The 11941-nt window shown below is 67.0% G+C and carries 12 protein-coding genes; 3 read left to right on the top strand and 9 right to left on the bottom strand.

Features of this window, described 5'->3' with window-relative positions:
• Positions 1-3: 3 nt before the first annotated feature.
• Genes gspE through QPK27_RS12970 form a run of 3 tightly spaced genes read left to right on the top strand, consistent with a single transcriptional unit; the run spans position 4 to position 3437 of the window.
• On the top strand, positions 4-1425 hold the full coding sequence (gene gspE / locus QPK27_RS12980; RefSeq protein ID WP_290418666.1) for a type II secretion system ATPase GspE: 1422 nt from the start codon (positions 4-6) through the stop codon (positions 1423-1425).
• 16 nt (positions 1426-1441) lie between these two features.
• Positions 1442-2662, top strand: coding sequence for a type II secretion system inner membrane protein GspF (gene gspF, locus QPK27_RS12975; RefSeq protein WP_290418665.1), 1221 nt, complete (start codon positions 1442-1444; stop codon positions 2660-2662).
• Between the two features lie 13 nt (positions 2663-2675).
• Positions 2676-3437, top strand: a complete 762-nt coding sequence (locus tag QPK27_RS12970) for a type II secretion system protein N (protein ID WP_290418664.1) — start codon at positions 2676-2678, stop codon at positions 3435-3437.
• A gap of 64 nt (positions 3438-3501) precedes the next feature.
• Here the strand turns inward: QPK27_RS12970 and QPK27_RS12965 are convergent, their stop codons facing one another.
• The 9 genes from QPK27_RS12965 to QPK27_RS12925 form a co-directional block, all read right to left on the bottom strand.
• Entirely contained in the window at positions 3502-4233 is a 732-nt protein-coding gene (locus QPK27_RS12965; protein ID WP_290418663.1) for a helix-turn-helix transcriptional regulator, read from the bottom strand.
• A gap of 79 nt (positions 4234-4312) precedes the next feature.
• Entirely contained in the window at positions 4313-4516 is a 204-nt protein-coding gene (locus QPK27_RS12960) for a hypothetical protein (RefSeq protein ID WP_290418662.1), read from the bottom strand.
• Positions 4517-4548: 32 nt separating this feature from the next.
• The gene (gene hslU, locus QPK27_RS12955; protein ID WP_290418661.1) at positions 4549-5886 is read right to left on the bottom strand and encodes an ATP-dependent protease ATPase subunit HslU; all 1338 of its coding nucleotides are present in this window, start codon (positions 5884-5886) and stop codon (positions 4549-4551) included.
• Between the two features lie 13 nt (positions 5887-5899).
• Positions 5900-6436, bottom strand: a complete 537-nt coding sequence (hslV, locus tag QPK27_RS12950; protein WP_290418660.1) for an ATP-dependent protease subunit HslV — start codon at positions 6434-6436, stop codon at positions 5900-5902.
• Positions 6437-6709: 273 nt separating this feature from the next.
• Positions 6710-8026: an STAS domain-containing protein gene (locus QPK27_RS12945; protein ID WP_290418659.1), complete on the bottom strand. Its 1317-nt coding sequence runs from the start codon at positions 8024-8026 to the stop codon at positions 6710-6712.
• Positions 8027-8267: 241 nt separating this feature from the next.
• Entirely contained in the window at positions 8268-8717 is a 450-nt protein-coding gene (gene dksA / locus QPK27_RS12940; RefSeq protein ID WP_290418658.1) for an RNA polymerase-binding protein DksA, read from the bottom strand.
• A 257-nt stretch (positions 8718-8974) separates the two neighbouring features.
• Positions 8975-10045, bottom strand: coding sequence for a GTP-binding protein (locus QPK27_RS12935; RefSeq protein ID WP_290418657.1), 1071 nt, complete (start codon positions 10043-10045; stop codon positions 8975-8977).
• Between the two features lie 181 nt (positions 10046-10226).
• Positions 10227-11186: a tyrosine recombinase XerC gene (gene xerC / locus QPK27_RS12930; protein WP_290418656.1), complete on the bottom strand. Its 960-nt coding sequence runs from the start codon at positions 11184-11186 to the stop codon at positions 10227-10229.
• A gap of 8 nt (positions 11187-11194) precedes the next feature.
• On the bottom strand, positions 11195-11857 hold the full coding sequence (locus QPK27_RS12925; protein WP_290418655.1) for a DUF484 family protein: 663 nt from the start codon (positions 11855-11857) through the stop codon (positions 11195-11197).
• Between the last annotated feature and the right edge of the window lie 84 nt (positions 11858-11941).

Raw genomic sequence — 11941 nt, 5'->3', positions numbered from 1 at the left:
ACCATGAACAACCTGTTGCCCTATGCCTTCGCCCGCGACCACGGCGTGCTGGCGCGCGGTAGCGGCGAGCCGGGGCAGAGCGTCGAAGTGCTGGTCTCCGGCGCCACCGCGCCGGCCGCGATCGCCGAAGTGTCGCGCCGTTTCGGCCGCATCGTGCTGCGCCGCCTCGAACGCGGCGAGCTCGACGACGCCATCGCCAGCGCCTACGCCGGCGGCGGCGGCGACGCCTCGCAGGTGGCCGACGAGTTCGACGCCGACCTCGACCTGACCAAGCTGCTGCAGGACGTGCCGGCCATCGAAGACCTGCTCGAGTCGTCCGACGACGCGCCGGTGATCCGCATGATCAACGCGCTGCTCACGCAGTCGCTGCGCGAAGGCGCGTCCGACATCCACATCGAGCCGTTCGAGCAGACCTCGGTCGTGCGCTTCCGCATCGACGGCGCGCTGCGCGACATCGTGCGGCCGAAGAAGGCGATCCACGCTTCGCTGATCTCGCGGATCAAGATCATGTCGCAGCTCGACATCGCCGAGAAACGCCTGCCGCAGGACGGCCGCATCACGCTGCGCGTGGGCGGTAAACCAGTCGACGTGCGCGTCTCGACGCTGCCGACCGGCCACGGCGAACGCGCCGTGCTGCGTCTGCTCGATAAAGAGGCCGGGCGCCTCGACCTGTCGCACCTGGGCATGGACCCGCAGATGCTGCCGCAGTTCGACCGCCTGATCAACCAGCCGCACGGCATCGTGCTGGTCACCGGCCCGACCGGTTCCGGCAAGACCACCACGCTGTACGCGGCGCTGTCGCGCCTGAACGCGGCCACCACCAACATCATGACGGTGGAAGACCCGATCGAGTACGACCTGAACGGCGTCGGCCAGACCCAGGTGAACGCCCGCATCGACATGACCTTCGCCAAGGCCCTGCGCGCGATCCTGCGCCAGGACCCGGACGTGATCATGATCGGCGAGATCCGCGACCTGGAAACGGCGCAGATCGCGGTCCAGGCTTCGCTCACCGGCCACCTGGTGCTGGCCACGCTGCACACCAACGATGCGGCCTCGGCCGTGACGCGTCTGCTGGACATGGGCATCGAACCGTTCCTGCTGTCTTCGTCGCTGCTGGGCGTGATGGCGCAGCGCCTGGTGCGCAAACTGTGCACGCAGTGCAAGACCTTCGACGGCTCCACCTGGCACGCGGTCGGCTGCGAACGCTGCGGCCACACCGGCTACCATGGCCGGGTCGGTGTCTACGAGCTGCTCGAGACCACCGAAGAGATCCGGGCCCAGATCCACAACCAGGCGTCCGAAGCCGAGATCCGCGACACCGCCTTGAAAACCGGCATGAAGACCATGCGCGACGACGGCGAGCGCTGGCTGCTGGACGGCACCACCACGCGCGCCGAGCTGGTGCGCGTGACCAAGGACTAGGGATGAGGATTCACTGATGCCGGCATTCCGTTACGAAGCGGTCGACGCGGGTGGCGCCACGCGCAAGGGCGTGGTCAACGCCGACAGCCCGCGCGCGGCGCGCGCCGATCTGCGCACCCAGGGCCTGACGCCGCTGAGCGTGGACGCGATCGCGGCCCAGGTCGATGCGTCGGGCGCCACCCGCGCGCGCGGCATCGGCGAGCGCCTGTCGCAGAACGAGCTGGCGCTGTTCACGCGCCAGCTGGCCAGCCTGCTGGAAGCCGGCCTGCCGCTGGAGCAGGCGTTTACCGCGCTGCTCGAGCAGGCCGAGCGCGCCTACATGCGCGACCTGATCGCCTCGATCCGCAGCGAGGTGATGGGCGGCTCGGCGTTTTCCACGGCGCTGGCGCACCATCCGCGCGACTTCGCCGAGATCTACCGTGCGCTGGTGTCGTCGGGCGAGCAGATCGGCCAGCTGGCGCGCGTGCTGTCGCGCCTGGCCGACTACATCGAACGGCGCAACGCGCTGGTGCAGAAGGTGCGCCTGGCGTTCACCTATCCGGCCATCGTCACCGTGGTCGCGTTCGCGATCGTGATCTTCCTGCTCACCTACGTGGTGCCGCAGATCGTCTCGGTGTTCGCCAATACCAAGCAGAAGCTGCCGATCCTGACCGTGATCATGCTGGCGGTCTCGGACTTCGTGCGCGCCTACGGCATCTACGTCGCGATCCTGGTCGGCGGCGCGTTCTGGCTGTGGCGGCGCGCGCTGCGCAACCCGGTGCTCAAGCGCCGCTGGCACACCTGGCTGCTGACGGCGCCGGTGTACGGCAAGTTCGAGCGCAGCCTGAACACGGCGCGCTTCGCCAGCACGCTGGCGATCACCACCGGTTCCGGGGTGCCGATCCTGCGCGCGCTCGACACCAGCCGCGAAACGCTGTCCAACGTCGCCATGGCCGAGCTGGTCGAACAGGCCACCGGCAGCGTGCGCGAAGGCGTCAGCCTGGCGCGCGCGCTGTCGGCGCAGAAGCACTTCCCGCCGATGCTGGTGCACATGATCCGCGCCGGCGAGATCACCGGCGAATTGCCCGCCATGCTCGAGCGCGCGGCGAATTCGCAGCAGGCCGACCTCGAGCGCCGCACCCTGACCATCGCCGGCCTGCTCGAGCCGGTGCTGATCCTGGCCATGGGCCTGGTGGTGCTGCTGATCGTGCTGGCGGTCCTGATGCCGATCATTGAAATCAACCAGCTGGTGCGTTGATCCGAAAGAAACCATGAACAAGCGTTTGCCCATTCTCCTCAGCCTGCTGGCCCTGATCCTGCTGGCGGCCTCGATCGCCTACTGGGTGCTGCAGCTGTACCAGCCGCAGCAGCGTCCGCTGGCGGCGGCCCCGGTCGTCAGCCAGCCCGAGCCAAGCCCGGACGCGGCCGCCACCCTGTTCGGCGGCCAGCCGATGGCGGCGGCGATCTCCAACTTCCAGCTCACCGGCGTGGTCGCGGCCGGCTCAGCCAACAGCGCCGCCATCATCGTCGCCGACGGCGCCCCGCCGGTGGCGGTGCGCATCGGGCGCGAAGTGGCGCCCGGCGTGGTGGTGTCCGAAGTGCACCAGCGCTACATCATGCTGCTTGATGCCGGCGTGCCCAAGCGCGTCGACCTGGCCTCCGACAGCCGGGCGCCGGCCAGCATGAACGCGCCGACCCCGATGACCGCTTCGGCGCCGGCGCCGATGACGGTGCCGCCGGGCATGGAGCAGCAAACCGCACCCGGCGTGGTCAGTGCGCCGCCCACGATGCAGAGCGTGCCGCCGCCCGGCGGCGGGCCGCAGGGCACCCCGACCACGCCCGCGAACGCCGAGTTCGTGCCCGAGCCGCAGATGGATCCGGGCTACGATCCGAACACGCCCGATACCCAGCAGCAGTTCCAGCAGCAGCAACAACAGCTGCAGCAACAACAGCAGCAACAAGGCAACCAGGTACAGATGCCGCCGAACGCGGCGCCGATGAACCAGCCGTCGCAGCAGAACCCGGTTCGCTGAGCTGCATCGGCACATCAGCCCAGGCAACCCGGCGCCAACGTCAGCGCATCAACGGCTCAGCGCCTCAGCGCCGTAGCGCGGTAAACGCCGCCAGTTCCCACGACCTGAATCCCAGCAGTAGCGTATAGCCTTCGCGCTCGCCGGCCGGCAGGCGCCGGCTGTGCTGGTGCAGGCGCGCCAGGTCCTCGGCCAGCGCCGCGATGCGCTGCGACAGTTCCGCCGCATCCGCGCGCGACAGCCGTGCCGGCAGGCACATCAGCGTTTCGCCCGCGCCGTCGAAGCGACCGGCGAAATAATCCTCCACCACGTGTTCGCGGAAGTAATGCTGCACCGGTCCGTCCGGCAGCCAGCGGAAGGCGTTCGACACCCGCAGCAGGTAGTGGTTCAGCGGCTTGAGTTCGATCAGGCCCAGCCGGTCGAGCTCGGCCAGCAGCTTCACGCATTCCGGCACCGTCAGGCGGTAGGTCTCGACGATCTGTTCCACGCTCCAGTGGCCGAGGCAGCAGATTGCCACCAGCAGCAGGCGCGGGTTGGCCACCAGCGCCGTCTCCTGGGCCAGGCTCAGGGCGTCCGGCTGCGCCTGCGTGTCGAGCGCGCCGCGCAGCACGTCTTCCAGCGCGATATCGGTGGCCTGGCAGATTTCGGCCAGGCGCGTCAACGCCATGTCTTTCTGGCTGAACATGCGCTTGACGCTCGATTCGCTGACGCCGATGCGCGCCGCCAGCGCCTTGTGGGTGATGCCGGCCGCGCGCAGGCGGGCGCGCAGGGAGTCGAGGATCAGGTCGGGTGAACTCATGCGGTGCGTTCAAAAGAGGACGTAAAAAAAGCGGACACAGCTGTGTCCGCTTCAGAGCATACACCGGCGCGGCGCGATTTCAATCGTCGTCGTCCGCCACCAGCTTCGCTTTCTTGAGCGCCCGCTTGGCTTCGTGCCGCTCGCTCGACAAGGGCTTGGCGTGCGGCCCGGCGGCGCGCGCCTTGGCCAGCGCCGCGATCGGATTGCGCGGCTTGCCGAACTGCTGCGACGGTTCCACGCGCAGCCGCATCTTTTGCCGTGTCGCCAGTGCCTTGTTTGCCATGCGGGTCTCTCCTGATGCTGTTACAGCACGAATTACAGGACGTAGCGCGACAGGTCTTCGTTGACCGCCAGCGCGTCCAGCCGTTCGTTGACGTAGGCCGCGTCGATCCGCACCAGCTGTTCCTTCTCGCTGCCGGCGCTGAACGAGACTTCCTCCAGCAGCTTCTCCATCACCGTGTACAGGCGACGTGCACCGATGTTCTCGGTGCGCTCGTTAACCGAATAGGCGATCTCGGCCAGGCGATGGATGCCTTCGTCCAGGAACTCGACTTTCACGCCTTCGGTCGCCAGCAGCGCTTCGTACTGCTTGGTCAGGCTGGCGTGGGTCGAGGTCAGGATGCTCTTGAAGTCCTCGATCGACAGCGACTCCAGTTCGACCCGGATCGGGAAGCGCCCCTGCAGCTCGGGGATCAGGTCCGACGGCTTGGACAGGTGGAACGCGCCCGAGGCGATGAACAGGATGTGGTCGGTCTTGATCATGCCGTACTTGGTATTGACCGTGGTGCCCTCGACCAGCGGCAGCAGGTCGCGCTGCACGCCGGCGCGCGAGACGTCCGCGCCGCCGCGTTCGGAACCGGTGGCGATCTTGTCGATCTCGTCCAGGAACACGATGCCGTTCTGCTCGACGTTGGCGATCGCCTTCTGCTTGAGTTCGTCTTCATTGACCAGCTTGGCGGCTTCCTCGTCGATCAGCAGCTTCATCGCTTCCTTGATCTTGAGCTTGCGCGGCTTCTTGCGCGCATTGCCGACGCCGGCGAACATCGACTTGATCTGTTCCGTCATTTCTTCCATGCCGGGCGGGGCCATGATTTCCATCTGCGGCGCGCCTTCCGCGACTTCGATCTCGATCTCGCGGTCGTCCAGCGAGCCTTCGCGCAGGCGCTTGCGGAAGGTCTGGCGGGTGGCGTCGCCGTCCTTGCTGTCGCCACTATTGCCGGTATTGAAACCGAAGTCGCGCGCCGGCGGCACCAGGATGTCGATGATGCGGTCTTCGGCCGCGTCCTCGGCGCGCTGGCGCACCTTCTTCTGTTCGCTGGCGCGGGTCTGCTTGACGCCGATGTCGATCAGGTCGCGGATGATGGTGTCGACGTCGCGGCCGACGTAGCCGACCTCGGTGAACTTGGTCGCTTCGATCTTGATGAAGGGCGCGTCGGCCAGCTTGGCCAGGCGCCGCGCGATTTCGGTCTTGCCGACGCCGGTCGGGCCGATCATCAGGATGTTCTTGGGCGTGATCTCGTGGCGCAGGGACTCGTCCACCTGCTGGCGGCGCCAGCGGTTGCGCAGGGCGATCGCGACTGCCTTCTTGGCCTTGCCCTGGCCGACCACGTGCTTGTCGAGTTCCGAGACGATTTCGGGTGGGGTCATGTTCATGATGCTGCTCATATCAATCCAGGGTTTCGACGATGTGGGACATGTTCGTGTAGATGCACAGCTCGCCTGCAATGGTGAGCGCTTTTTTCACCACCTCGGCAGGCGCCATGTCGGTGTTCTCGTACAGCGCCTTGGCGGCCGACTGGGCGTACACGCCGCCCGAACCGATGGCGCCGATGCCGTCTTCGGGCTCGAGCACGTCGCCATTGCCGGTGATGATCAGGGTCGACTCGCGGTCGGCCACCAGCAGCATCGCTTCCAGGCGGCGCAGCACGCGGTCGGTGCGCCAGTCCTTGGCCAGTTCGACCGAGGCGCGCAGCAGATTGCCCTGGTGCTTCTCGAGCTTGCCCTCGAAGCGGTCGAGCAGCGTGAATGCATCGGCGGTGCCGCCGGCAAAGCCGCACAAGACCTTGCCCTGGTACAGCTTGCGCACCTTGCGCGCCGAACCCTTCATGACGACGTTGCCCAGCGTAACCTGACCATCGCCACCGAGCGCGACCTGGGCGCCGCGCCGCACACTGACGATGGTGGTACCGTGAAATTGTTCCATTTTGACCTCGTGATGTTCTAGCCAACCGCAGGTGGGGTTCCCGGACCGGATTGCAAGGTTAGCTCAGCAATATTGCGACTGTGCGGTACCTCGTGCGCCTTTCAATGACATCAGGCGCTACGCTGTCGTGACGTTCAACAGCCGATGAGGTGACCATGTTTCTCTTCTTTTCGAACAAGCTCGGCTGTCTTGGCTCGATCCTGGTGTCGCTGGCGGTGACCTTGCTGCTGTTGCTGGCGTTCGGGATGCTTTGATCCGGGAAAGATACGCGCGTCAGTAGCGGTGCGGATACAGCACGATGGCGCCATCCTCGGCACCGGCGCCCCGGCGGCCCATGCCCAGCAGCCGCAGCAGCGCCGCCACCAGGTGGTTCAGCTCGCGCAGCTCGACCCGCTCGCCGGCCAGCACATGGGCGTCGAGCCGCGCCTGCAACAGGCCGGCGCCAGCATAGTCGATGCGCGCCAGGCGCGAGCAATCCAGCACTAGCACCTCGCGTCCGGCGGCATAGGCGTCGATCGCGTCCAGCAGCACGCCGCCGGGCGCGCTGACGACGGACGGCAGCATGAAGCGCTCGCCTTGCGCACCGGCGCCGGCTGTGGGCGCGGCAGGGGCGGTGGACACCCGCCGCGGTGCCTCGAACGAGGGTGGCGAGACCTCATAGGTGACGCAATAGTCCATCGCCGCTTCCTCGAACTCCTTTTCGCGGTGGGTCAACAGCAGCAGCTCGAGCAGCAGCAGCCAGGGCGCCTGGCTGGCCTGGCGCACGCCGATCGCCAGCATCGAACGCAGGGTCGCCATCAGGGTGTCGGCCCCGGCCAGCACCAGTTCGCGCCCCTGTGCGCGCAGGGTCTGCAGCGCCGCCAGCAGGCAGGCGGCGCCATCCAGGTCGATGCGCGTCACGCGGCCGAAATCCAGGCGCACGGTGGGGGCGTCGGCATCGAGCAGGCGTTTCAGGCGCGGCGCGACCGCGGCGCCAAGGCTGGCGTCGAATGTCTCGGCCAGCGCCACCACGGCGGCGGGGCGGTCGGATGCCGTCGGCGGCAGCGGCTTCCAGGCCGGCGGCGAGGTTTCGAAATGGCTGGCGTAGTCGATCGCGATGCTCTCGAACGCTTCTTCGCGGCCGTCGGCCTGGTACAGGTCGAACAGCATCCACCACGGCAAGCGTTCATGGCGGCCCAGCGTGCTCAAGGATTCGCGCAGCAATTGCTCGGCAGTCGCGACCTGGCCGTTGGCGTACAGGATCGCGCTTTCGTCGACCGCCGGCGCGCTGGCCGGCGCCGCGGCCGGATCCGGCTGGTCAACGCTGGCGACTGCTGCCGGCGCGCTGGAGGCGGGATGGCGCGCGCCGCTGCCCCAGGCCGGCTCGTCGCTGAAGATGTCGGAGGCGAAGGCCAGCTCGATCTCGTCGATCTTGGCCGCGGTGGCGCGGGCGATCTCGCGCTGGCGCGCGCGCTCGGCTTCGGTGCCCAGGCGCGACGGTTCGCCGCGCAGGCGCGTGTCGGGCGCCGGCGCAAGGTCGGGCGGCAGCGGCGCAAGGCCGGGCCGCAGTTCCGCTTCGTTCTTTCTCTTCAGGAAGGAGAAAAGCCCCATGGTCCCCGCTGTCATCAGTCGGCCTGCTCGTGCATGACGGTAGCACGGACCGGCGCCACGCGTGCTGTGCGCACGCTCCACGTCTAGTGTATCCGAAGGGAAATAAAACCGACTGCAGCACGGATGAGGCGTGCGCGGCCGGCCTGGATGCGGGGTGGGATGGAGGAAAGGGCGAGCGTTGAAACAAAAAAAGCATGCGTGGAAGGCCGCATGCTTTTCTTGTCGGGGCGATGGGCTCGCCTCAGTCGCCGTACAGCTTCTGCTTGAGTTCGCGGCGCTGCTGGGCTTCCAGCGACAGGGTCGCGGTCGGACGCGCGATCAGGCGCGGGATGCCGATCGGTTCGCCGGTCTCTTCGCACCAGCCGTATTCGCCGGCGTCGATCGCCTGCATCGACTGCTGCACTTTCTTGAGCAGCTTGCGCTCGCGGTCGCGGGTCCGCAGTTCCAGCGCGTGCTCTTCTTCGATCGTGGCGCGGTCGGCCGGGTCCGGCACCAGCACGGTTTCGCGCAGGTGTTCGGTGGTTTCGCCGGCGTTCTTCAGCAGGTCCTTCTCGAGCTCTTGCAGGCGATTCTTGAAGAACGCCAGCTGGGCCGGATTCATGTAGTCGTCATCGCTCATCGCCCGAATCTCTTCTTCCGTCAGGAGGCGTTCTTCGGGCTGGGCGGTATTCGGTTTCGTTGTTTTAGTCATGATGCCTTCGATACGACAGAGGTTTTCATTTTATCAGCTTGCTCTGCAGTGACACCCGGCAGCACGTGTGCGGGTGCACTGCGGAGCAGGCTGCCTTGATGGCGACGCTGCGCCATCCCTTCTCCGTCCGCGCCGCATGCGCGGCTGGGGCGGTTCGCCACGCACGGGCAGCGAGCCCGTGCCTGCGGTCCGGCGCGCCGACAACTGTCGAGACAGTCGTCAACCGGCGCCGGACAGACCAGTCAAACTGATGTAGTTTATACCAAACACTGTTCCAAACCGCGGATAAATACGTCTTTTGGTAAATTTTTACCAATAAACACCATCTTGGTGGCGGGCTTTTCGCTATCGCCCCACTTGGGACCGACGTCGCTGCCCATGATCTGGTGCACGCCCTGGAACACCACCTTGCGGTCGACTCCTTCCATCCGCAGCACGCCCTTGTAGCGCAGCATCTGCGGGCCGAATACCTGCACCAGGCTGCCCAGGAACTGTTCCAGGCGCTCCGGATCGAAGGCGCGCTCGCTCTTGAACACGAAGGCGGCGATGTCGTCGCTGTGGTGGCCATGGTGGTGGTCGTGGCTGCAGGCTTCGCCATGGGCGTGGTCGTGGCCGCAGTGGGCATGGTCGTGATCGTGGCCGTGCTCATGGTCGTGGTCGTGGCCTTCTTCCACCAGCAAGAAGTCCGGATCCAGTTCCAGCTTGTCGTTCAGGTTGAAGCCGCGCAGGTCGAGCACTTCGGCGATCGGCGCGCGGCCGAAGTCGCTGGTCGAGATCGGCGCGCGCGGGTTGATCCGGTGCAGGCGCGTCTTCAGGCGCTCGACCGCCTCGGCATCGACCAGGTCGGTCTTGGACAGCAGGATCTTGTCGGCGAATCCGACCTGGCGCTGGGCTTCCTCGTGCTGGTCCAGCTGGTCCATCGCGTGGCGCGCATCGACCACGGTCACCACCGCGTCGAGCAGGTAGTTGGCGCCCACTTCCTCGTCCACGAAGAAGGTCTGCGCCACCGGTCCCGGGTTGGCCAGGCCGGTGGTCTCGATCACCACGCGGTCGAAACTGATCTCGCCGGCGGCGCGTTTCTGCGCCAGGTTGTTCAGCGCCACGATCAGGTCGCCGCGCACGGTGCAGCAGATGCAACCGTTGTTCATTTCGACGATCTGCTCGCCCGTCTCCTGCACCAGGATTTCGTTGTCGATGTTTTCCTGGCCGAACTCGTTCTCGATGACGGCGATGCGCATGCCGTGCTCTTCCTGCAGGATGCGGTTGAGCAGGGTGGTTTTGCCCGCGCCGAGAAAGCCGGTGAGGATGGTGCTGGGGATCAGGTCCATTGGTTCGCTACTCGTAGTGAATGTCGGGGTGGGACGAAAGAACCGGGGGATTATGCCGCAATTCTTGCAACCTCACCATCAACCGTGTTGCGACTTGATCGAGTTCAAACCAATGACCGGCGGGCGTGACGTGCGCCGCCCACTTTGCGCCTGGTTTGCTTATTTCGCGCTTATTTCACGCTTATTTCATTTTCGCGCGCGGATGGGCCTTGTCGTATACCGCGGCAAGGTGCTGGAAGTCGAGCGCGGTGTATACCTGGGTCGAGGTGATGCTGGCATGGCCCAGCAGTTCCTGCACCGCGCGCAGGTCGCCCGAGGATTGCAATAAATGCGAGGCGAACGAGTGGCGCAGCACGTGCGGATGAACGTGCACCGGGGTGCCGGCGCGCAGCGCATGCTGTTTCAGCCGCCCCTGCACCACGCGCGGGGTAATGCGGGTGTCGCGTGCCGACAGGAACAGGGCGGCGCTGCCGTCGCGCGCGGCGGGGCGTACCGCCAGCCAGGCCGCCAGGGCCTCGCGCGCCGGCCCGCCCACCGGCACCCGGCGCATCTTGTTGCCCTTGCCGGTCACCACCACTTCGCCGGCCTGCGGGTCGAGCCAGCCGAGCGAGGCCTGGCCGCCGGCGCGCGGATCCTGCCAGGCCACGTCCAGCCCGGCCAGTTCCGACACCCGCAGCCCGCTCGAATACAGCAGCTCGAACATGGCGCGGTTGCACAGCTCGAACGGTTCGGCGTGGCCGCGCGTGTTCGCTTCCATCAATTGCACCGCGTCATCGACGGCCAGCGCCTTGGGCAGGGTTTTGGGACGCTTGGGCGCGCGCACGCCGTCGACCGGGTTCGCGGCCAGTGTCGTGTGCCGCGCCAGCCAGTCGAAGAAGCCGCGCCAGCCGGACAGCTTGCGCGCGATCGAGCGCGCCGACTGCCCGCCGGCGTGCAGCTTGGCGGCGAAACGGCGGATGTCGAAGTGCGTCAGGCGGGTCCAGTCGGCGCCATCGGCCAGCGTGGCCAGCTCGGCCAGATCGCGCCGGTAGGCAGCGACCGTATGCGCTGACAGCTGGCGCCCGGTGGCCAGCTCGGCCAGGTAGCGCGTGGCCCAGTCGTCAGGGCTGGCGGCCGTCTCCACGTGGAATGTTCCGGTCAAGGACGGGATCAGGCGCGCAGCGGTTGCAGCGCGACCGTGGCGGTGGCGGCGATGTGGACCAGGAAATCGGTCGCCATCGCGGTGGTGAAGCGCGCCGGGTCGGGCGAGCCCAGCACCAGCAGGCCGAAGCTCTGGCCAGGCTGGCCCAGCGGCAGCATCACGGTCGAGCGGATGGTGTCCGCTTCCGGCAGCCAGCGCACCGCTTCGAAATCGTTGTTCGGGCCGCAATACGGCGCGCGCAGGCTGTTGGCGAAGATGCGCACGTCGTCGCTCACGTCCCTGGTGAACGACGCGTCGGCATGTTCCGGCTTCACGTTCCACAGGCGCAGCGTGACTTGCGGCACGCCGAAGTGCTCGCGCAGCCCTTCGACCAGGTCGCCGGCCATGGCGGCGCCGCCGCGCGAGACCAGCAGCGACTGGGTCCAGGCGTGGAAGCGGTTGGCGATGCCGGCGTTTTCCTCGGCGCGGCGCGACAGGTCGGACAGGCGCAGCTCGAGCGCGCGGTACTTGTCGCGCATTACTTCCATCTGGCGTTCCTGGAGCGACACGGCGCGCCCCGTCAGAGGGCTCGACAGTTTCACTTCGCCCAACAGGCCGGCGTGCTCTTCGAAGAACTGCGGGTGGTCGATCAGGTATTGCGCGACGGCGCTGGCGTCCGGTGTGGTGCTCATGGGGTCACTGTGAAAATAGAATCAAAGCCATTTTACCTGACGGCGGCGTGCCGTCGAGGAACAAAAAGGACGCCCGCAGGCGTC

This window comes from Massilia sp. YIM B02443, from assembly GCF_030411955.1.
GTDB lineage: Bacteria > Pseudomonadota > Gammaproteobacteria > Burkholderiales > Burkholderiaceae_D > Telluria.
The sequence above is the reverse complement of the archived record's forward strand: the minus strand, read 5'-3'. Positions and strand labels throughout refer to the sequence as shown.

What these genes read in the sequence shown, in the direction of transcription:
- gspE (WP_290418666.1), top strand. Translation starts at nt 4, where the DNA reads ATGAACAACCTGTTGCCCTATGCCTTCGCCCGCGACCACGGCGTGCTG.
- QPK27_RS12935 (WP_290418657.1), bottom strand. Translation starts at nt 10,045, where the DNA reads ATGGACCTGATCCCCAGCACCATCCTCACCGGCTTTCTCGGCGCGGGC.
- QPK27_RS12925 (WP_290418655.1), bottom strand. Translation starts at nt 11,857, where the DNA reads ATGAGCACCACACCGGACGCCAGCGCCGTCGCGCAATACCTGATCGAC.
- QPK27_RS12970 (WP_290418664.1), top strand. Translation starts at nt 2,676, where the DNA reads ATGAACAAGCGTTTGCCCATTCTCCTCAGCCTGCTGGCCCTGATCCTG.
- hslV (WP_290418660.1), bottom strand. Translation starts at nt 6,436, where the DNA reads ATGGAACAATTTCACGGTACCACCATCGTCAGTGTGCGGCGCGGCGCC.
- gspF (WP_290418665.1), top strand. Translation starts at nt 1,442, where the DNA reads ATGCCGGCATTCCGTTACGAAGCGGTCGACGCGGGTGGCGCCACGCGC.
- hslU (WP_290418661.1), bottom strand. Translation starts at nt 5,886, where the DNA reads ATGAACATGACCCCACCCGAAATCGTCTCGGAACTCGACAAGCACGTG.
- QPK27_RS12965 (WP_290418663.1), bottom strand. Translation starts at nt 4,233, where the DNA reads ATGAGTTCACCCGACCTGATCCTCGACTCCCTGCGCGCCCGCCTGCGC.
- dksA (WP_290418658.1), bottom strand. Translation starts at nt 8,717, where the DNA reads ATGACTAAAACAACGAAACCGAATACCGCCCAGCCCGAAGAACGCCTC.
- QPK27_RS12960 (WP_290418662.1), bottom strand. Translation starts at nt 4,516, where the DNA reads ATGGCAAACAAGGCACTGGCGACACGGCAAAAGATGCGGCTGCGCGTG.
- QPK27_RS12945 (WP_290418659.1), bottom strand. Translation starts at nt 8,026, where the DNA reads ATGGGGCTTTTCTCCTTCCTGAAGAGAAAGAACGAAGCGGAACTGCGG.